The sequence below is a fragment of the Nocardia sp. NBC_01377 genome (assembly GCF_045040005.1).
Lineage (GTDB): Bacteria > Actinomycetota > Actinomycetes > Mycobacteriales > Mycobacteriaceae > Nocardia > Nocardia noduli.
Genome location: NZ_CP109566.1, coordinates 918,175 through 938,235 on the forward strand (window position 1 = coordinate 918,175; position 20,061 = coordinate 938,235).

General features: G+C 68.7%; 21 protein-coding genes. 12 read left to right on the forward strand and 9 right to left on the reverse strand.

Annotated features, from left to right (window positions below):
- Nucleotides 1-16 precede the first annotated feature (16 nt).
- Nucleotides 17-547, reverse strand: coding sequence for a nuclear transport factor 2 family protein (locus OG225_RS04270; RefSeq protein ID WP_405180484.1), 531 nt, complete (start codon nt 545-547; stop codon nt 17-19).
- A gap of 98 nt (nt 548-645) precedes the next feature.
- Between OG225_RS04270 and OG225_RS04275 the strand changes: the two genes are divergently transcribed.
- The 4 genes from OG225_RS04275 to hisF all read left to right on the forward strand — a co-directional run bounded on the left by OG225_RS04275 (nt 646) and on the right by hisF (nt 3,580).
- Nucleotides 646-1,098, forward strand: a complete 453-nt coding sequence (locus OG225_RS04275) for a MarR family winged helix-turn-helix transcriptional regulator (protein ID WP_405180485.1) — start codon at nt 646-648, stop codon at nt 1,096-1,098.
- An 86-nt stretch (nt 1,099-1,184) separates the two neighbouring features.
- Nucleotides 1,185-1,916 (forward strand): bifunctional 1-(5-phosphoribosyl)-5-((5-phosphoribosylamino)methylideneamino)imidazole-4-carboxamide isomerase/phosphoribosylanthranilate isomerase PriA, encoded by a 732-nt coding sequence (gene priA / locus OG225_RS04280; protein ID WP_216909188.1) that lies wholly within the window; start codon nt 1,185-1,187, stop codon nt 1,914-1,916.
- Between the two features lie 7 nt (nt 1,917-1,923).
- Nucleotides 1,924-2,736 carry an inositol monophosphatase family protein gene (locus OG225_RS04285; protein ID WP_405180486.1) on the forward strand — a complete coding sequence of 271 codons (813 nt, stop codon included), beginning with the start codon at nt 1,924-1,926 and terminating at the stop codon, nt 2,734-2,736.
- A 70-nt stretch (nt 2,737-2,806) separates the two neighbouring features.
- The gene (hisF, locus tag OG225_RS04290; protein ID WP_405180487.1) at nt 2,807-3,580 is read left to right on the forward strand and encodes an imidazole glycerol phosphate synthase subunit HisF; all 774 of its coding nucleotides are present in this window, start codon (nt 2,807-2,809) and stop codon (nt 3,578-3,580) included.
- A gap of 66 nt (nt 3,581-3,646) precedes the next feature.
- Here the strand turns inward: hisF and OG225_RS04295 are convergent, their stop codons facing one another.
- The 6 genes from OG225_RS04295 to OG225_RS04320 form a co-directional block, all read right to left on the reverse strand.
- Entirely contained in the window at nt 3,647-4,399 is a 753-nt protein-coding gene (locus OG225_RS04295) for a hypothetical protein (RefSeq protein WP_216909192.1), read from the reverse strand.
- Nucleotides 4,400-4,475: 76 nt separating this feature from the next.
- Complete coding sequence (locus OG225_RS04300) at nt 4,476-5,732, reverse strand: ABC transporter substrate-binding protein (protein ID WP_405180488.1); 1,257 nt, start codon at nt 5,730-5,732, stop codon at nt 4,476-4,478.
- Nucleotides 5,722-6,801, reverse strand: coding sequence for a branched-chain amino acid ABC transporter permease (locus OG225_RS04305; RefSeq protein ID WP_405180489.1), 1,080 nt, complete (start codon nt 6,799-6,801; stop codon nt 5,722-5,724). Before OG225_RS04305 ends, OG225_RS04300 begins: the two co-directional genes overlap by 11 nt.
- A complete protein-coding gene (locus OG225_RS04310; RefSeq protein ID WP_405180490.1) occupies nt 6,798-7,679 on the reverse strand; it encodes a branched-chain amino acid ABC transporter permease in 882 nt (293 codons plus the stop codon). The genes OG225_RS04305 and OG225_RS04310 overlap by 4 nt, the downstream gene beginning before the upstream one ends.
- A gap of 3 nt (nt 7,680-7,682) precedes the next feature.
- Nucleotides 7,683-8,408, reverse strand: coding sequence for an ABC transporter ATP-binding protein (locus OG225_RS04315; RefSeq protein ID WP_405180491.1), 726 nt, complete (start codon nt 8,406-8,408; stop codon nt 7,683-7,685).
- Complete coding sequence (locus tag OG225_RS04320; RefSeq protein ID WP_405180492.1) at nt 8,405-9,163, reverse strand: ABC transporter ATP-binding protein; 759 nt, start codon at nt 9,161-9,163, stop codon at nt 8,405-8,407. The genes OG225_RS04315 and OG225_RS04320 overlap by 4 nt, the downstream gene beginning before the upstream one ends.
- Before the next feature lie 220 nt (nt 9,164-9,383).
- Here OG225_RS04320 and OG225_RS04325 point away from each other — a divergent pair, with 220 nt between their 5' ends.
- The gene (locus OG225_RS04325) at nt 9,384-10,679 is read left to right on the forward strand and encodes a PucR family transcriptional regulator (RefSeq protein WP_405180493.1); all 1,296 of its coding nucleotides are present in this window, start codon (nt 9,384-9,386) and stop codon (nt 10,677-10,679) included.
- 43 nt (nt 10,680-10,722) lie between these two features.
- The gene (gene hisI / locus OG225_RS04330) at nt 10,723-11,070 is read left to right on the forward strand and encodes a phosphoribosyl-AMP cyclohydrolase (RefSeq protein WP_216909206.1); all 348 of its coding nucleotides are present in this window, start codon (nt 10,723-10,725) and stop codon (nt 11,068-11,070) included.
- Between the two features lie 10 nt (nt 11,071-11,080).
- Here the strand turns inward: hisI and OG225_RS04335 are convergent, their stop codons facing one another.
- Together OG225_RS04335 and OG225_RS04340 are read right to left on the reverse strand one after the other, a co-directional pair.
- Nucleotides 11,081-11,578, reverse strand: coding sequence for a MarR family winged helix-turn-helix transcriptional regulator (locus OG225_RS04335; protein WP_405180494.1), 498 nt, complete (start codon nt 11,576-11,578; stop codon nt 11,081-11,083).
- 730 nt (nt 11,579-12,308) lie between these two features.
- On the reverse strand, nt 12,309-12,770 hold the full coding sequence (locus OG225_RS04340; RefSeq protein WP_405180495.1) for a peroxiredoxin: 462 nt from the start codon (nt 12,768-12,770) through the stop codon (nt 12,309-12,311).
- Nucleotides 12,771-12,945: 175 nt separating this feature from the next.
- Between OG225_RS04340 and OG225_RS04345 the strand changes: the two genes are divergently transcribed.
- From OG225_RS04345 to lgt, 6 genes are all read left to right on the forward strand, one after another.
- Nucleotides 12,946-14,514: an anthranilate synthase component I gene (locus OG225_RS04345; protein ID WP_405180496.1), complete on the forward strand. Its 1,569-nt coding sequence runs from the start codon at nt 12,946-12,948 to the stop codon at nt 14,512-14,514.
- An 11-nt stretch (nt 14,515-14,525) separates the two neighbouring features.
- A complete protein-coding gene (locus OG225_RS04350; protein WP_405180497.1) occupies nt 14,526-15,221 on the forward strand; it encodes a TIGR02234 family membrane protein in 696 nt (231 codons plus the stop codon).
- Nucleotides 15,222-15,404: 183 nt separating this feature from the next.
- Nucleotides 15,405-16,223 (forward strand): indole-3-glycerol phosphate synthase TrpC, encoded by an 819-nt coding sequence (gene trpC, locus OG225_RS04355; protein ID WP_216909217.1) that lies wholly within the window; start codon nt 15,405-15,407, stop codon nt 16,221-16,223.
- Complete coding sequence (gene trpB / locus OG225_RS04360) at nt 16,223-17,488, forward strand: tryptophan synthase subunit beta (protein WP_405180498.1); 1,266 nt, start codon at nt 16,223-16,225, stop codon at nt 17,486-17,488. Before trpC ends, trpB begins: the two co-directional genes overlap by 1 nt.
- A complete protein-coding gene (trpA, locus tag OG225_RS04365) occupies nt 17,485-18,285 on the forward strand; it encodes a tryptophan synthase subunit alpha (protein ID WP_405180499.1) in 801 nt (266 codons plus the stop codon). The genes trpB and trpA overlap by 4 nt, the downstream gene beginning before the upstream one ends.
- Nucleotides 18,286-18,437: 152 nt before the next feature.
- The gene (gene lgt, locus OG225_RS04370) at nt 18,438-19,808 is read left to right on the forward strand and encodes a prolipoprotein diacylglyceryl transferase (RefSeq protein ID WP_405180500.1); all 1,371 of its coding nucleotides are present in this window, start codon (nt 18,438-18,440) and stop codon (nt 19,806-19,808) included.
- The last annotated feature ends 253 nt before the right edge of the window (nt 19,809-20,061 follow it).

A 20,061-nucleotide genomic window follows, 5' to 3' on the forward strand; every position in this document is an offset into this window, starting at 1 on the left:
AGGAGGTCCACACGGGTCACGGGCGGGTGCCGGTCGACCACTGGGGCGTCATATCGACCCGGGACATGCTCCAGCCTTCTCCGGAGCGGACGGCGTCGATGCGGTACACCACGCCGAGGGTGAACGCGGGTTTCGGGGCGACTCGTCCCGGCGTCTCCGCGGCGGGGGTGAAGATCGCCACGATATTGGCGCGGACATCGGCGCTGTCGCCGTGTACGTCGACGATCACATTGCTGAAGAAGTGCTGAATCCGGTGCGCGTCGGTGTGGTTGCGGCGTGCCTGGGCGATGAGGGCGTCGCGGCCTTCGGCGGTTCCGCCGGGAGTTCGCGCGGTGGCGTCGGGGGTGTAGATGGCGCGCAGGTCGTCGAAGCGGCCTTCGTCGAGGGCGCGGCCGAGCCGGTAGACCAGTTGCGTGATCTGGTCGCGGTCGCGGGGTTCGCGCGTTTCGCGCTGCGCGGTGTCATCGGTCGCGGTGGCCGTCGTCGAGCAGGCGGCCAGCAGTGCCAGCGGGAGGGCGGTGAGGGCCACGGCGCGGAATCTGTTCATCGGGGGAACCTTTCGGATAATCGTTGGCCTGTCCAATGTTGGTGAAGCCAACGATATCAGAATGTAGGTCGCACCAACAAGTCTTGTAATGTAGGCGCATGGAAATCTCCGACGAAGGCGCGGCGAGCAGGCTTCGCGCCCTACCGACGAGGCTGGTCAACCAGGTCGCGCTCCTCGCGGACCGGGCCACCGACCGGGCGCTCGAGCACACCGGGTCGCGCAGGCACCACTACGCGCTGCTCACCACGCTCCAGGCGTTCGGACCGGACAGCCAGGCCGAACTCGGTCGTCGCACCCGCATCGACCGCAGCGATATCGTGGCCGCGCTCAACGACCTGGCCGAACGCGAATTCGTCGAGCGCAGCCCCGACCCCGCCGACCGCCGCCGCAATATCGTTACCATGACCGATTCCGGCGCCCGCCACCTCGCGGAACTCGATCGGCGCCTCGACACCGCCCAGGACGAATTGCTGGCCGGATTCTCCGCCGCCGAGCGCGCGCAGCTGGTCGAGTTGCTCACCAGGATCCTCGATCACCACGCGCGCGGCTGAGCGGCATCGGCCCCCGCGGTGACCGCCGTCGCATCAGCGCAGGCCCGGAGCTCGAATGCCACGGGACAGCAACTAAGCTGCTCGGAGTGAGTCTTGTACTGCTTCCCGCCGTCGATGTCGCCAATGGAGAGGCCGTGCGCCTCGTGCAGGGGGAGGCGGGCAGCGAAACCAGCTACGGTTCGCCCCGTGACGCCGCGCTGGCCTGGCAGGAGGCCGGTGCCGAATGGGTCCATCTGGTCGACTTGGACGCGGCCTTCGGACGCGGCTCGAACCGGGAGCTGCTGGCCGGTGTCGTCGGCGAACTCGATGTGAAGGTCGAACTGTCCGGCGGTATCCGTGACGACGAATCGCTGCGTGCCGCCCTGGCCACCGGCTGCGCGCGGGTGAACCTGGGCACCGCCGCGCTGGAGGATCCGGTGTGGTGCGCCAAGGCCATCGCCGAGCACGGCGAACGTGTCGCGGTCGGTCTCGATGTCAGGATCATCGACGGCGAATACCGGTTGCGCGGTCGCGGCTGGGTGAGCGACGGCGGTGACCTGTGGGAGGTGCTCGAGCGCCTCGAACGTGACGGCTGCTCCCGCTACGTCGTCACCGACGTGACCAAGGACGGCACCCTGACCGGCCCCAATCTCGAACTGCTGCGCGAGGTCTGCGCCGCCACCGACGCGCCCGTGATCGCCTCGGGCGGCGTGTCCACCGTCGCGGATCTGGTCGCCATCGCGGGACTGGTCGACGACGGCGTCGAGGGTTCGATCGTCGGCAAAGCGCTCTACGCGGGCCGCTTCACGCTGCCCGAGGCGCTGGCAGCGGTGCGCTGAGCACCCGATGACCGCCGACCCGATCGCCGATCTCTCGGCCCTGCTCGCCACGGCGAGCGACATCCTCGACGCGGCGGCCCCGCGCTTCGTCGAGGGTATCGGCGCGCCGAGCGCGATCAGCAAGGGCGGCAACGATTTCGCGACCGAACTCGACCTGGAGTTGGAACGCACCATCTCCGACCGGCTCGAGCAGCGGACCGGAATCGAGGTGCACGGCGAGGAATTCGGCGGTCCGCAGCTGACCTCGGGCACCGCCTGGGTGCTCGACCCGATCGACGGCACCTTCAACTACTCCTCGGGCCATCCGCTCTCGGGCATGCTGCTCGCGCTGGTGCACGAGGGTGAGCCGGTACTCGGGCTGACCTGGCTGCCGATTCTGGGCAGGCGTTACGCCGCCGCCGCGCTCGGCGGGCCGGTCACCCTCAACGGCACGCCGTTGCCGCCGCTGCCGCGCGGCAGGCTCGCCGAGGCCATGATCGGTTTCGGCGCCTTCAATGTCGACGCCACCGGGCGCATCCCCGGCCGTTTCCGCTTCGATCTGCTCGGTCCGCTCAGCAGACTCTCCTCGCGGGTGCGCATGCACGGATCCACCGGTATCGACCTGGCGTTCACCGCGTCGGGGGTGCTCGGCGGCGCGATCGTGTTCGGACATCATCCGTGGGACAACGCGGCCGGTGTCGCGCTGATCCGCGCGGCGGGCGGCGTCGTCACCGACCTCGCGGGCGATCCGTGGCATATCACCTCCGGGTCGGTGCTCGCGGCCGCGCCGGGGGTGCACGAAGAACTGCTGGACATGATCAGCATGGTCAGCACGGCATGAGCGGTGGGTGCGAAGCTCACCGGGGCGCGGTCCGCACGCGCCGGAACAGACGAATTCGAAGGGTGAGTCAATGACGTTGGCGGTACGCGTGATCCCGTGTCTGGATGTGGACGCGGGACGGGTGGTCAAAGGCGTCAATTTCGAGAATCTGCGTGACGCGGGCGATCCCGTGGAACTCGCGGCCCTCTACGACGCCCAGGGCGCCGACGAACTGACCTTCCTCGACGTCTCGGCCTCCACCGGCGACCGCGGCACCATGATCGATGTCGTCACCCGCACGGCGGAGCAGATCTTCATCCCGCTCACCGTCGGCGGCGGCGTGCGGACCGTGGAGGACGTGGACCGGCTGTTGCGCGCGGGCGCGGACAAGGTGTCGGTGAACACCGCCGCGATCGCCAGGCCGGAGGTGCTGTGGGAGATGTCGCAGCGGTTCGGATCGCAGTGCATCGTACTGTCCGTCGACGCCCGCACCGTGCCGGAAGGCCACCCCGACACCCCGTCGGGGTGGGAGGTCACCACGCACGGCGGTAAACGCGGCACCGGCATCGACGCCGTCGAATGGGCCGTGCGTGGCGCCGAATTGGGCGTCGGGGAGATCCTGCTCAACTCGATGGACGCCGACGGGACCAAGGTCGGTTTCGATCTTCCGATGATCCGCGCGGTGCGCGCGGCGGTCACGGTGCCCGTCATCGCCAGCGGTGGCGCGGGCGCGGTCGAACATTTCGCCCCGGCCGTCGCGGCGGGCGCGGACGCGGTACTCGCGGCCAGTGTCTTCCACTTCGGTGACCTGACCATCGGCGAGGTCAAGGATTCCATGCGCGCGGAATCCATCGTCGTGCGCTGAGGTCGCACGCGGAAGCGCCTGCCCACCCGGGCACTCGGGTGGGCAGGCGCGGCCTGGCGGTTTCGGTTACTTCGCGGGAGCGGGCGCCGGGACGGCGGGATCCTTGCAGTACGGCAGCTCGGCCGGGCACGGCGCGAGAATGGTGGAGAAGTACTGGAAGGCGGCGAACAGCGCCAGCGGACCGCCGACGGTGATCAGGCCGACCATGCCGCCGACCGCGCCGAAGGTGGCCGCACCCAGGACACAGCCCGCGATGGCGGCACCGACGAAGGGCAGCAGCAGGGCGATGACCGGGCTGGCGATCGCGGCGCCACCCGCGGCGCCGAGCAGACAGCCGACGCCGCCGCCGAGCACGGCGCCAACGACCGCGCTGACGGCGCTGCCGATGGTGATGCGCTGGGCGAGCGCGCCGAGCGCGGTCAGGTCACGCGGGGTGAAGGATTCGGCGACCTGATCGGCGGTGACGATCTGGCTCGGCGAGACGGCAGCGACCGGCGTGCCCGCGTCCTTGGTCGGGGTGAGGGTCGCGGTGCGTCCGTCGATATTCGCCGAGATCGGGAAGGCGAGAGCGTCCATCCGGTAGCTCAGCGGCAGGGCCGCGACGGGGGTGTCGCGATCATCGGTGATGACGAGCTGATCGGCGACCACGCGCAGTTTGCCGCTGTCGAGGGTGACGACGGCCGAATCGCCCTGGCGGGTGACCTCGTAGGAGATGTCCTGCTGCGGCTCGGGCGCCGGTGCGGCGTGGCTCGCGCCCGCGCTGACGCCGAGGGCGACCGCCGCCAGCGCGGCGGTCATGATGGAACTGCGGAACTTCATCTGTTTCCTCATCTATCTGATTTCTTCGGGGCCGGCTACGGCGCTGGAGTGCGCCGAAGCACGAAGCGTTGGTGGATCACTTGCTGGTGCGGATCACATCGCCGTTCAGAACCCAGCGGTCACCCTCGAACTTCTGGATTCGCATGGCCTCGAGCGGGAACGCGTCGCCGGGGCCGGTCTCGAGCGTGATGCCGGGCAGCATCAGGTCGATGGTCACGTCGTTCAGGGCGCGCACCGAATCCCGAAGACCTTCGCGGGTCTTGCATTTCGCGGCCTCGAAGGTCTTGGCGAAGCTCTCCGCGACCGCCCAGCCCGAGGTGGTGTACTGGTTGGTCGGATCGGCGCCGGGCGCGTACTTGGCCAGCTTCTCCCGGTACAGGGCGACCGCGGGATCGTTGGCGAACTGCGGATCGGCCGGATCCTTGAGGAACGCCGCCGAGACGATGCCCTGGACGTTCTCGAGTCCGACCGGCTTGAGCGTGGTCATCGGGTTGGAGACCACGGTCAGGATGTGCAGCGGGTTCCAGTCGATATTGCGCGCGTCGGCGGCCAGCGTCTGGGCGGCGAACTTCGGCGTCGCGAAGTTCAGCAGCACATCGGCTTTCGAGTTGGCCAGGTTGCGCAGCTGAGGCTCGACGGTGGGATCGGTGGCCTCGTAGCTCTGTTCGGCCACGATCGAGACGCCGCTGCCCGCGACGTTCTTGGTGAAACTGCTCAGCAGATCCTTGCCGAAGTCGTCGTTCTGGTAGAGGACGGCGACCTTCGCGTCCGGCTTCTGCTGGCGCACGTACTGTGCGAACACCTGGCCTTCGGCGAGGTAGCTGGGCTGCCAGCCGATGGTCCACGGGTGCTCGGAATTCGCGCCCCACTGCGTCGCGCCACCGGCGACGAAGATCTGCGGCACCTGACGCTGGTTCAGGTAGTCCCAGACCGCCGACGAGGTCGGGGTGCCGAGGGTCTGGAAGACCGCGAAGACCTGGTCCTGTTCGACGAGGCGACGGATCTCCTCGACGGTCTTCGGGGGCTGGTAGCCGTCGTCGCGCACCAGGTACTCGACCTTGTGTCCGTCGATGCCGCCCTTCTCGGCGTTGACGTAGTCGAAGTAGGCCCGGATGCCCTTGGGCAGTTCGGCGTACGCGGACGCGGGGCCGGACAGGGGGTAGGCGCCGCCGATCTTGATAGTGGTATCGGTGATGCCGGTGGTCTGCTGCCCCTTGCAGTCACCCTGGCCGATGGTTCCGCCGCTGTCCCCGTCTCGGCCGCCTCCGCAGGCCGTGGTCGCGAACAGCACGGCCGCCGCCAGACTTATCAGGCGAATCGCCCTAGTGCGCATTGGTATTCCCTTTCCGAAGAACTGGCCGACCTCGCCGGCCGAGCCACCACGCCGCGCGGCCGACCAGGCCGGCCAATCCGTTCGGCGCGAGGTACATGACCGCGATGATCAGCAGTCCGAAGATGACGCCGGGTGCGGCTTGATTGATGTCCTGGGCGAAGTTCGGCACGTACATGACGAACAGTCCGCCCAGTACCGGTCCCCACTGGGTGCCGAGTCCGCCGACGACCAGTCCGGCCAGCAGCGTGATCGACAGTCCGACCGCGAACGAGTCGGGGGAGACGTAGGCGATCACCCAGGTGTAGACACAGCCGGCCACCCCGGCGAAGGTCGCGCTCCACGCGAAGGCGAGCGTCTTGTAGAACGCGAGCCGGACGCCGAGTACCTCGGCGGCGATCTCGTTGTCGCGGATGGCGTGCAGCGCGCGCCCAACCCGTGACCGCAGCACCCCGGCGACCAGCAGGAAGCTGATCAGCGTCGTGCCGAGGGCGAGGAAGTACAGCCACTGGTCCTCGGCCAGCCCGGTCCACTCGGGCGGCTGCGGCTTGGGCAGGGTCAGACCCATGGACCCGCCGGTGACATCGTCGAATCGTTTGAGCAGCGGCACCATGAAGATGGCGATGGCCAGCGTCACGAGGGCGAGATAGAGCCCGCGCAATCGCAGGACCGGGATGCCGAGCGCGAAGCCGATGACGAAGGTGACAACGGCCGCGATCGGCAGGGTCGCCAGGTACGGGGTGTCCCAGCGGTCCATGAGCACCGCCGCGGTGTACGCGCCGACCGCGAAGAACGCGCCGTGGCCCAGCGAGATCTGGCCGGTGTGGCCGACGATCAGATTCAGCCCGAGCAGCGCGATCGCGTAGATCATCGCCATGGCGAGCTGGAAGGTGCGGAACGGTGCGAGTTCGAACGGCGCGTAGCAGGCGACGAGGACGACGACGCCGACGAGCAGCCAGTGCCAACGTCCGGCGGTGACGAGCCTGCTCAGCGGGGATTTCCTCGGCTCCGGCACGGTGGGCGCAGCGGGGACGGCGGCAGCGGGAGACTCACTGCGGGATACGGCGGTCATACGCGTTCCACCACCGCGGTTCCGAAGAGACCCTGCGGTCGCAACAGCAGTACCCCGAGAATGATCACCAGCGGGACTCCGACCTTGAGTTCGGTGCCGATGGCGTCGACGTAGGCGCCGGTCAGCGTCTCGGCGACCCCGACGATGACGCCGCCGACGACCGCGCCACCCGGACTGTCGAATCCGCCGAGTGTCGCGGCGGCGAAGGCGTAGATCAGAACCCCGCCCATCATGTTGGGTTCGAGGAACAGCAGCGGCGCCGACAGCACCCCCGACACCGCGCCGACCAGCGCGGCCAGGCCCCACCCGAGGGCGAGTACGGTGCCGACCCTGATGCCGACGAGTTCGGCCGACTGCGGATTGTTCGCGACGGCCCGCATGGCGAGGCCGATCTTGGTGTAGCGGAACAGCAGGTAGAGCAGCGCCATGACCACGGCGACGACGGCCACCACGCCGAGGCTGTTGTATCCGGCGGTCACTCCGCCCGCGCGGATCGCGCCCTCCGGGAAGGGATTCGGGAAGGATTTCACCTGGAACGACCAGATCCAGCCCGCCGCGGCGTTGATGAAGAAGAACAGCCCGACCGTGACGATCACCAGCGTCAGTTCGGGTGCGCCCTCCACCGGCCGGATGATCACCCGCTCGATCAGCATGCCGCCGATGAACGAGATCGCCAGCGTCGCGGGCAGTGCGAGCCAGAAGGGCATACCCGACTCGACGAACTGCCAGGCGAGGAAGGCCGAGAACATGGCCAGCTCACCCTGGGCGAAGTTCACGATTCCGGTGAACCGATAGATGAGGACGAGGGCGAGGGCGAGGCCCGCGTAGATCGCCCCCGCGGTGATCCCCTCGATGAGTTGCTGTAGGAATTCGGCCATCGGTCAGACCTGGTATCCGAGGTAGGACTGCACCACTCGTTCGTCGGCGCGGATCTCCGCTGCGGTGCCGGACAGAACGATTCGGCCGGTTTCGAGGACGTGCGCGTTGTGTGCGGTGGCCAGTGCCAGGTGAGCGTTCTGCTCGACGACGATCACGGTGGTGCGTTCCTCCTGGTTGATGGTGTGCACGATCTGGAAAAGCTCCTGCGTGACCACGGGGGACAGGCCGAGGGACGGTTCGTCGAGCAGCAGCAGTGTCGGGCGAAGCATCAGCGCCCGGCCGATCGCGAGCATCTGCTGCTGACCGCCGGACAATCCGCCCGCCGCCTCGCCGAGGCGTTCCCTCAGAACCGGGAAGTAGTCGAGAACGCGCCGCAGATCGGCGTCGATACGCACGCGGTCGCGGTGCCGGTAGGCGCCGAGGCGCAGATTCTCCTCGACGCTGAGCTGGCCGAAGGTGCCGCGGCCCTCGGGGACATGGGCGACGCCGAGGCGCGCCATGGCGTCCGGCGCGCGGCCCGCGACCGAGGTGCCGCCGAGACGGATCTCGCCGCGCACCTTGACCATTCCGCACAGCGCGCGCAGCAGTGTCGTCTTACCCGCGCCGTTCGGCCCGAGGATGGCGGTGACTTCGCCTTCGGCGACCGAGAAGCTCAGTCCGTGCAGAACCTTCGCGGCGCCGTAGCCGGCGTGCAGATCGGTGACGTGTAGGTAGGGGTCAGCGCTCATGCCGCTGTCCCGAGGTAGGCCGCGATAACGGCGGGATCGCTCTGCACGACTTCGGGGGTGCCCTCGGCGATCACCTTGCCGAATTCCAGGCACACCACCCGATCACACAGACCCATGACGAAACCCATGTGGTGTTCGACGACGACGACCGTGAGATCCAGTTCGTCGCGCAGCGACCGCAACAGGTTCGCGAATTCGCCGACTTCGCCGTGGCTGAGTCCGTTGACCGGCTCGTCGAGCAGCAGCAGTCGCGGCTCGACCGCGAGCGCGCGGGCCAGCTCGATGCGCTTGAGCGTGCCGAAGGGCAGGCCGCTGGCGGGATGTTCGGCGAGGTCGTCCAGATCCAGCCGCGCGAGCAGGGCGTCCACCTCGGCGCGCAGCCGCCGCTCTTCGCGGCGGACCTTCGGCAGTCGCAGTGCCGCCGAGACGAAACCGGCTCCGGCGCGATGGTGCGCGCCGACCAACACATTGTCTCTGACCGACAAATGCGGAAAAAGGCCCAGATTCTGGAAGGTCCGTGCTACGCCCAGGCCTGCCAGCGCGTCCGGTCGCACCCCGCCCAGGTCTTCACCCAGGTAGTGCACGGTGCCCGAATTCGGCGTGTAGCGACGGGTCATGCAATTGAACAGCGTCGTCTTACCTGCGCCGTTCGGTCCGATCAGCCCGACCATCTCGCCGGGTGCTACCGCGAATCCGACATCGTGCAATGCGGTGATGCCGCCGAAGCGGACGGTCAGGTGGGATATCTCGAGCATTCGTCCTCCGGCCCGCGATTTTTTTCGCGGGCGAAATCCGTGCGGGACAACGCGGTTCTGCTACCGGCGTATCTGGTCGTGCCAGCGTAAAATCGCAGGTTGGGAGACACATTGGGCTTTGTGGCTCAAACTCCACCGATGAATTTGTCCTCTGCGGACATGGACGGTTCGCGAATCGGGTGTGTTGACACCCCGGGGCGTCGCCGTGGAGTATCCGACTATGTCATCTGGATCACACCCGCGCGCCACCTCGGATCCGGAGACTGTGTACGCCGAGCGCAGGCGGATCGCAGGCACGGTTTTCGAGCACGCGCGCGATATCGCCGATGCCGGGATCTCCGCGATCACCACTCAGATTCCCGGCTACTCGGCCCGCGACACCGGCTTCCGCGCCGATGTGCACGATCAGCTCGCCCGGTTGAACCGGACCGGCTTCGAGGCGATGCTCGACAAACGCAGGGTCACCTCGGAAGATTTCGCCTACGTTCGCCGGGCCGCGGCGCGCCGGGCCCAGTCCGGACTCACCCTCGTCGACTACATCAACGCCTTCCGGCTGGGGCAGCAGGCCACCTGGAAGACCATGCTCGCGCACGCGGGGGAGTCCCAGGCCGCCCGCGAGGCCACCCTGTCGATGGTCGCCCCGCTCACCCGCTTCTGCGATCTGATCAGCACCCAGGCGGCGCACGCCTACCTGGAATTCCAGCAGTACCTCTCGGCCGAGGTCGGCGGTGACAGCAGGGAACTGCTCGAATCCCTGCTCGACGGCGTGCTGCCCGAGCGCGGCACCCAGTTGGTGACGGCCAACGCGCACGGCATCGTCGCCGATCGCACCGCGCCGATGGTCGTGGTCAGGGCGGTGGTCCTCGGCACGGCGACCCGGCGCGGGGAATCCTCCGATTCCGACGCCGAGGTCAGGCATCTGGTCTGCGCCTCGACCTCGCGCATCGGGGTCAACGGGCTGCGCACGCTGTCGGTGGTGCGCGGCGGCGAGGTCGTCGCCGTTCCGGTTCTCGGGCGCAGCGGCAGCAGCGACGAACTGTGCGAGCGACTGCGGGTGATGCGGGAGAAACTGCGCTCGGAAGGGATCTCCCTCGCCATCGGCATCAGTCCGTCGGTCTCCGAGGTGGCGGGAATCCCCAGGGCCTACCAGCAGGCCCAGGCCGCGCTGGAACTCCTACCGGAGGACGGCGGTGTGCTCGCCCTGCCGCAGTTGAGTCCGTTCCGCTATCTGATGTTGCGCGCCGACGACACCGCCCGTCATCTCGTCGACCCGCGCATCGGCGCCGCACTGACCGACGACCGCACCCGCGGCGGCGTGCTGGCCGACACCATCCGGGCCTTCGCCGCCGCCGATATGAACCTGCGCGAGGCGGCCGACGAACTGCGCATCCACCACAACACCGCCAAATACCGCCTCGGGCGCATTCAGGAACTGACCGGGCGCAATGTCCGCAGTATCAACGACCTGGTCGAACTCCTGGTGGCGATCGAGTTGCAGACCAGCCCCCAGGAGTAGGGCGACGACGTCGCGTCTGCCGCGCCTTGTTATAACGGGGGACATGACACTCGACCCCGATATCGCCGCCAGGCTCAAGCGCAACGAGGCCGGTCTGGTGGCCGCCGTCGCGCAGGAGCGGGCGACCGGCGACGTCCTGATGGTCGCGTGGATGGACGACGAGGCGCTGGCGCGCACGCTGGCGACCCGAAAGGCGACCTACTATTCGCGTTCCCGCAGCGAGTACTGGGTCAAGGGGGAGACCTCGGGCCACACCCAATACGTCCACCAGGTCCGGCTCGACTGTGACGGCGACACGATCCTGCTGGTCGTCGACCAGGAGGGCGCCGCCTGCCATACCGGCACGCACACCTGCTTCGACGCCGACCTGCTGTTGGGCGAGCCCGCCTGAGCCGCGCCGGTCAGCCGCCGTCGTCCGCGGTCCCGGCGGCCGTGTCCGGCCTGGACAGCACCTCGGTCAGCCGGGTGGACAGGAGTTCGCTCAAATCGGCCAATCGCGCGGTCTCGTCGGCGGCCAAGCCGTCGAACACCAGGCGACGCACGGTGTCCAGGTAGCCGGGGGCCGATTCGACCACCTTCAGGTAGCCGTTGTCGGTCAGGACCGCGTGCACGCCGCGTCGGCCCTGGGTCGCGACTCGTTCCGCCAACCCCATCCGCTCCAACTTGGAGATCACGTGCGACAGCCGTGACAGCGACGCGTTCGCCTTGTGCGCCAGATCGCTCATCTGGAGGCGGTGACCCGGTTCCTCGGACAACAGGGTCAGCACCCAGTACTCGAAATGGGTGACTCCGGACTCACGCTGCAACTGCGTATCGAGGGCGCCGGGCAACCGGGTCATGAGCGCGACGATCGCGCGCCACGCCCGCTGTTCGACGGGGTCGAGCCACTTCGTCACCATGTGCCTCTCTCGAGCCAGCGACGTGCGTTCACAAGTCCGATAGTCACTGTCACCTGCGAATATCGAGTTTGCCACGACTTCGCTCGACCGTCTCAGAGTTGCCGGATGTCGTGAGGTCATTCACAGGATGGGTGAAATCTCCACCGAGATTTCCGCACGGTTGCTGCTCGATCGCGTGGAGGTAGCGGTATGGGTCGCCCCTGTTTCGGAGGTGACTGCCGGTAGCCGGTGCCGTGCCCCTTACGGGCGCGCTGAACCGGCCGCTCACACGCGGTTGTCGCGACGGTTCGGTGAGAGTGTCGACGGCCCCAGCCCCGGCGATCGGGGCATTTCGGCGGATCGAGACTGCATCGGCCGATCGTCGGCGCTGCCCTCGCCGTGTTGCTGCCCTCGCCCGAGGCTGGGCATCAGGTGCGCGGCCCGGCATGACATGGAGGGCCGCCGCCCGCACCGCTGATGGCGTTCGGTGTGATGGGGGGTCCAGCAGTTCCGCCGCAGGGCCGGATCGACCCGGTGCCACGTCGAAGGGATCCAGCTTCCCCGGCGCGGCCGACACCGACCTCGTCGCCTCGTTCACGATCGTGACGGCCGAATCCTTGTCGGCGGGCGACCGAATCCCTCTCGATGAGAGGGAGTTTCGCGCCGGGCGCGCGGCACCGGCTACGGATTCGACGGAGGCCGGCGCCGTGTCACGGCGTACGACCCCGTCACGGGTCGCGCGAGGCTGTTCCTATCCGGCGCGCTTGGTCAGGAATTCCAGCGCGTCGTCGGCGTGCACGCCCGCGCGGATCTCGCTGGCGATGACCTTCAGCACGGTGCGGTCGGTATCGATGACGAAGGTCTGGCGTTTGACGGGCGCGAGTTTGCCGAGCAGTCCACGCTTGACGCCGAACTGCGCGGCGACCGCGCCGTCGGAATCGGACAGCAGCGGGTAGCCGAGGCCCTGTTTGGTGGCGAACCCCGCCTGGGTGTCGACGCCGTCGGCGCTGATTCCCACGCAGGACGCGCCGATCTTCTGGAATTCGGCGGCGAGATCACGGAAATGGCAGGCCTCGGCGGTGCACAGGGGCGTGTTGGCGGCGGGATAGAAGAACAGAACCAGAGGACCGTCCGCGAGCAGTGCTTCGAGCGAACGGGGCGTACCGGACTGATCGGGGAGCTCGAAAATTGGGGCGAGTTGACCTGTCTGCATGACTCGGACATTACCCGCCGCCGACGAATTGCCGCGTCGCGGAAAAAGTTACGGCGGAGATCCGGGCACGGGCCCCGGACGGCGACTCCGGTGTGGTTCGGGCCGGGGGCGCCTTCGGCGAACGTGGGTGGACACCGCTCGTCGGCGGGGCAGCCGGTGCTGGGATGATGGGGCCATGCCAGGCGCGTCGACACCGACAACCACGACCCGTGCACAGTTCCACGCCCTCGCCGCGGAGCATCGGGTCGTCCCGGTGACCCGAAAGGTGCTGGCCGACTCGGAAACTCCGCTGTCCGCGTACCGCAAGCTCGGCGGCGACCGGGCGGGCACCTTCCTGTTCGAGTCCGCGGAGAACGGCCGGTCCTGGTCGCGCTGGTCCTTCATCGGCGCGGGCAGTCCGTCGGCGCTGACCGTCGTCGACGGTGAGGCGACGTGGCTCGGCAATATCCCGGTGGACGCGCCGTCGGGCGGCGATCCGCTGCTCGCGCTGCGCGAGACGCTGGAATTGCTGCGCACCGAGCGGCTGCCCGATCTGCCCCCGCTGACCGGAGGCATGGTCGGATATCTGGGCTACGACGCGGTCCGCAGGATCGAACGTCTGCCCGAAATCGCGACCGACGATCTGGGACTGCCCGAGATGGTGCTGCTGCTCGCGACCGATCTGGCCGCGTTCGATCACCACGAGGGCGCGATCACGCTGATCGCCAACGCCGTGAACTGGAACGGCACCGCCGAACGGGTGGACGAGGCCTACGACGACGCCGTCGCGCGATTGGACCGGATGACCTCGGCGCTCGCCGCGCCGTCACCGTCCACGGTGTCGGTCTTCGATCAGCCCGAACCGGAATACCTGCGCAGGCGCACCACCGAGGAATTCGGCGCGGGCGTGCGACGGCTGATCAAGGAGATCGAGGCGGGCGAAGCCTTCCAGGTGGTGCTGTCGCAACGCTTCGAGATGGATTACGACGGCGCGCCGATCGACCTGTACCGGATGCTGCGTGCCTCCAACCCGAGTCCGTACATGTACCTGATCCACATCCCCGACGGCGACGGCGGCACCGCCTTCTCCATCGTCGGGTCGAGTCCGGAATCCCTGGTGACGGTGCAGGACGGCGTCGCGACGACCCACCCGATCGCGGGCACCCGCTGGCGCGGTGTCACCGAGGAGGACGATCTACTGCTCGAGAAGGGCCTGCTGGCCGACGAGAAGGAGAACGCCGAGCATCTGATGCTGGTCGATCTGGGCCGCAACGATCTGGGCCGGGTCTGTCAGCCGGGCACCGTCCGGGTCACCGACTACCGCCACATCGAGCGCTACAGCCACGTCATGCACCTGGTCTCGACCGTGTCCGGCCGTCTCGCTCCCGGGCGGATCGCGCTCGACGCGGTCAACGCCTGCTTCCCGGCGGGCACGCTGTCCGGCGCGCCGAAGGTGCGGGCGATGCAGCTCATCGAGGAATTGGAGCCGACCCGCCGCGGCGTCTACGGCGGCGTCGTCGGGTATCTCGATTTCGCGGGCGACGCCGATACCGCCATCGCCATCCGCACCGCCCTGCTCAAGGACGGCACGGCCTATGTGCAGGCGGGCGCGGGCGTCGTCGCCGATTCCGATCCCGAATACGAGGACGTCGAGGCGAGGAACAAGGCGATGGCGGTACTCAAGGCCGTCGCCGCGGCGAAAACCCTGCGCGCCTACGGCACGGAGCCGGGCGGCCCGCCCGCGCCGGACGGAAGCCGACGATGACGGATCCCGCCGTGACAGATCAGCAGCCCGATTCGAGCGCCGCGCCGAGCGCGGCGCGGCAGGCGCGCAGGTATCCGGTCGGCGCGATCGTGCTCATGGCACTGGCCGCGGCGGCCATGTGGGGTTCTTCGCGCTTGACCTGGGTCACCGTGTCGTCCACCGACGGTCTGACCCAGCCCAGAACCGACGAACTCCTCGGCAGCGACTGGTTCGGCGCGCTCACCCCGCTCGCCCTGGTCCTGCTGACCGCCGTCGCGGCGGTGCTCGCCACGCGCGGCTGGCCGCGTCGCATCGTCGGCATCCTCGTCGGCCTGGTCGCCGCGGTGACCGCCGTGCCGTCCTTCGCGTTGCTGACCGGTTCCGGCGCGACCGAGGAACGTGCCGCGACACTGGCCGAACTGCCGGGGCGTGCCACGGTCACCGACGTGGTCGTCGCGCCGTTCCCGGCCTGGCTCACCCTCGCCGCTGCCGCCGCCGCCTTCGTCGCGGCGGTCCTGCTGGCGCGGATGCCCGAACAGTCCGCGCGACTGTCCGGCAAATACGACAATCCGGTGTTCCGCCGCGCCGCCGCCACCGAGCAGGTCGCCAAGCGGGACGCCGACGCCCCGGCCGGCGGTCTGTCCGAACGGGTGCTGTGGGACGCGCTCGACGCGGGTACCGACCCGACCGAGGAGACCACGGACGAACCGGGCGGCCATGACCGTTGACGTCATCGCGGGCACCGCGCGCCACGCCGCGCGCGGTATACCCGACCGGAGGTGTCGTGGCCGGGCCAACCCCGCCGCGATCGGGAAAGAGCACGCCATTTATTCTTTGTCAGCATCGGTGAGACAGCGCCTGGGGGGATTCTCAGGCAGCAAGTCCGTCTCCCCAGAAAGGATTCGAGCCAGATGACGGTACTCGACTCGATTCTCGACGGGGTCCGCGCGGATGTGGCCGCTCGCGAAGCCGTCCTGGACTTCCAGGCCATCAAAGCCGCCGCGACCCGTGCCTCGTCGCCGCTCGACGGCCGTGCCGCACTCCTGGAGGACGGCATCGGCGTCATCGCCGAGGTCAAGCGATCCAGCCCGTCCAAGGGCGCTCTCGCCGACATCCCCGACCCGGCCAGTCTGGCCAAGGCCTACGAGGACGGCGGCGCGCGCATCATCAGCGTCCTCACCGAAGGCCGTCGTTTCGGCGGTTCCCTCGATGATCTGGACGCGGTGCGCGCCTCGGTGAGCATCCCGATCCTGCGCAAGGATTTCGTGATCGGCCCGTACCAGATCCACGAGGCCCGCGCGCACGGCGCCGACGTGATCCTGCTGATCGTCGCCGCCCTGGAACAGGACGTGCTCTCCTCGCTGATCGACCGCACCGAATCGCTCGGCATGACCGCGCTGGTCGAGGTGCACACCGAGGAAGAGGCCGACCGCGCGCTCGAGGCGGGCGCCTCGGTGATCGGGGTGAACGCGCGCAATCTCAAAACCCTCGAGGTCGATCGCGACGTCTTCGCCCGGATCGCCCCCGGCCTGCCGACCGAGGTCATCCGGATCGCCGAATCCGGCGTGCGCGGCACCGCGGACCTGCTCGCCTACGCGGGCGCGGGCGCGGATGCCGTTCTCGTCGGCGAGGGCCTGGTGACCAGCGGTGACCCCCGCGCGGCGGTGTTGCAGCTGGTGACGGCGGGCACCCACCCGTCCTGCCCCAAACCGGCCCGCAGGGGCCGGTGATGGCGACGGGTTCGCTGCCCAAGGCCAGTCAGGGCGTCCACGAGCGCAGCGCGCACGAGCCCGATCCGGGCGGCCACTGGGGCGTCTACGGCGGTAGGCACGTGCCCGAGGCGTTGATGGCGGTCATCGAGGAAGTCACCGCCGAATACGACAAGTGCAGACTCGACCCGGTCTTCCTCGACGAACTCGACCGATTGCAGCGCGACTACACGGGTCGGCCCTCGCCGGTCTTCGAATGCACGCGGCTGGCCGAACACGCGGGCGGCGCGCGCATCCTGCTCAAGCGCGAGGATCTCAACCACACCGGCTCGCACAAGATCAACAACGTGCTCGGCCAGGCACTGCTCGCCAAGCGGATGGGCAAGACCCGCGTCATCGCCGAGACCGGCGCGGGCCAGCACGGCGTCGCGACCGCGACCGCGTGCGCGCTGCTCGGCCTCGAATGCGTCGTCTACATGGGCGCGGTCGACACCGCGCGGCAGGCGCTGAACGTGGCGCGCATGCGTCTGCTCGGCGCCCGGGTCGTCTCGGTGACGACCGGTTCGCAGACCCTCAAGGACGCCATCAACGAGGCGTTGCGCGACTGGGTCACCAACGCCGACGCCACCTACTACTGCTTCGGCACCGCGGCGGGCCCGCATCCGTTCCCGATGATGGTGCGCGATTTCCAGCGCATCGTCGGCATGGAGGCGAAAGCCCAGGTACGCGCGCTCACCGGCGGGCTGCCCGCGGCGGTCGTGGCCTGCGTCGGTGGCGGATCCAACGCCATCGGCATCTTCCACCCCTTCCTCGACGACACCGACGTCAGGCTGATCGGCTACGAGGCGGCGGGCGACGGCGTCGACACCGGCAGGCACGCCGCCACCTTCACCGGCGGTACACCGGGCGCGTTCCAGGGCGCGTACTCCTACCTCTTGCAGGACGAGGACGGCCAGACGATCGAATCGCATTCGATCTCGGCGGGCCTGGACTACCCGGGCGTCGGTCCGGAACACGCCTACCTCAAGGATGTCGGGCGCGCCGAGTACCGGCCGATCACCGATACCGAGGCGATGGACGCGCTGCTGCTGCTGAGCCGCGCCGAAGGCATCATCCCGGCCATCGAATCGGCGCACGCCGTGGCCGGTGCGCTGAAACTGGGTAGCGAACTCGGACCGGGGGCGATCATCCTGGTCAACCTGTCCGGGCGCGGCGACAAGGACATGGACACCGCGGCCCGCTGGTTCGGTCTGTTCGAGGAGAACGACGAGGAGACCGGCGCATGAGTCAGCAGTCCCGCCTCGCCAACACCTTCGCCGCCGCGCGCGGCGAGGGCAGGGCGGCGCTCATCGGCTACCTGCCCGCCGGTTATCCCGACCTGGCCGGGTCCATCGCCGTGTGCCGGGCGATGGTCGAATCCGGATGCGACATCATCGAAGTCGGCGTCGCCTACTCCGATCCCGTCATGGACGGTCCGACGATCCAGGCCGCCGCAGAACAGGCGCTGCGCGGCGGCGTCCGCGTGCGCGACGTGTTCTCCGTGGTCGAGGCGATCACGGCCGCGGGCGGTCAGGCCGTGGTCATGAGCTACTGGAATCCGGTGCTGAGCTACGGCGTCGACCGGTTCGCGCGCGATCTCGCCGGTGCGGGCGGCGCGGGCATCATCACCCCGAATCTCATCCCGGAGGAAGCCGACGACTGGTTCGTCGCCTCCGCCGCCCACGATCTGGACCGGATCTTCCTGGTCGCGCCGTCCTCCACCGAGGAGCGACTGGTCAAGACCCTGGAGGCCTCGCGCGGATTCATCTACGCGGCGTCGACGATGGGCGTGACCGGAGCGCGCGACATGGTCTCCTCGGCCGCGCCCGCGCTGTGCGCGCGGATCCGCGCGCATTCCGATATACCGATCGGCGTCGGCCTCGGTGTTCGATCGGGCGCGCAGGCCGCCGAGATCGCTTCGTACGCGGACGGCGTCATCGTCGGTTCGGCGCTGGTCAGCGCCGCCGCCGAAGGGCTGGACGCGGTCCACGCGCTCACCGCCGAACTCGCCGAGGGTGTTCGCTCCGCAACCGTACGGTCCTGATCCGCTGCCGTGGTTCGCGCTGTCGCGGCCGCGGTCCGTGGCGCGTGGCGACCGCCGTTTCCGTTCCGGTCTTCGTCGGCTCGCGCGGATGAGCGGCGTGTGATCGGACCGCGACGCTCGCCGGGGGTCGTGCCTCCGCTACGGTGGCGACCGTGACCTTACGAGTCCTGGCAGACAGTGTCGTGGCCAACAGCGACGTGCTGGCCTACATTCCCAGCCCCTCGCAGGGCGTGTGGCAGATCGGTCCGTTCCCGCTACGGGCCTATGCCCTGTGCATCATCATCGGCATCGTCGTCGCCATCTGGTGGGGCGAACGCCGCTGGCAGGAGCGCGGCGGAAGATCCGGCACGGTACTCGACGTCGCGATGTTCGCCGTACCGTTCGGACTCGTCGGCGGACGGCTCTACCACGTGGCGACGGACTGGCAGAAATACTTCGGTGAGGGCGGTGATCCGCTCGACGCGCTGAAGATCTACCAGGGCGGTCTCGGTATCTGGGGCGCGGTCTTCCTCGGCGGCATCGGCGCCTGGATCGGCTGCCGGATCTACCGAATCCCGTTGCCCGCGTTCGGTGATGCCATCGCGCCGCCGATCCTGCTCGCGCAGGCCATCGGCAGGCTCGGCAACTATTTCAACCAGGAACTCTACGGCCGGGAGACCGATCTGCCGTGGGGACTCGAGATCAACCTGCGTTTCGACGACGACGGCAAGCTGGACATGATGAACGGTGTCTCCACCGGCGTCGTGGAGAAGGTCGTGCAGCCGACATTCCTCTACGAGATGGTCTGGAACCTGATCGTGGTCGTGCTGTTGGTGCAGATCGACAAGCGTTTCCGCATCGGGCACGGTCGCCTGTTCGCGCTCTACGTCGCGGGCTACTGCGTCGGTCGTTTCGTGGTCGAACTGCTGCGTGACGACGAGGCGACCCATATCGCCGGTATCCGCATCAACTCCTTCACCGCCGCCCTGGTATTCCTCGCCGCCATCGCCTACTTCGTCTTCGCGACCAAGGGCCGTGAGACCGCGCAGATGCTGCAACCCGACCCCGTGCGCCGTCCGTGGCCGTGGCAGTTCGCCGAACTGCGTGCGGTGGGCGCGAATCCGGAGGTGATCGAACTCGACGCCGAGGCGGAAGCGGAATCCGACGACGACGCGAAGTCCGAGACCGCCGACGAAGCCGAGGCGAAGGTCGAATCCGATACGGACGTGAAATCCACGGAGGACGAGTCGGAGGCGACACCGGTCGCCCTCGGGAAATCCGCCGCCGGAGCGCAATCCGCCACCGCCGCGAAGCCGAGCGAATCCGACGCGACCACCGAGTCCGGAGAGTCCGCGGGAGGGATGACGGCCGAACCGGATTCGGAGGCCGCGCCGAGCGAGAAGAACCCCGCTACCTCGAAGACACCGTCCGCCACCGAATCCGGCAAGTCCGCGGCGAACGGCGTCAACGGCATGAAGAATTCGGCCGCGACCGGCAGCAACGCCTCCACCGCCGCCGAGGGCGACACCGCCGACAGGTCCTGAGTCGCCCCGGCATTCGCGGGCGCGCACGGATTCCGTGCCTCCGGCAAATTTCTCGGCCGAAAAGGCAACGGATCGGTCACGCCGTGCGATAACCGTATCGGGTCCGGCGAACCGTTCGCCGGACGACGAGTCGGCCGAGGTCGGCGTCGCGGAGCCGAAGACAGTAGAGTCTGGCGAAGCCGCCGAGTCGGACACGACTTCGAGCAGGTTTCGGGGTGGAATCCGAGCGGGACAGCCGATTCGGCGCCCGCAG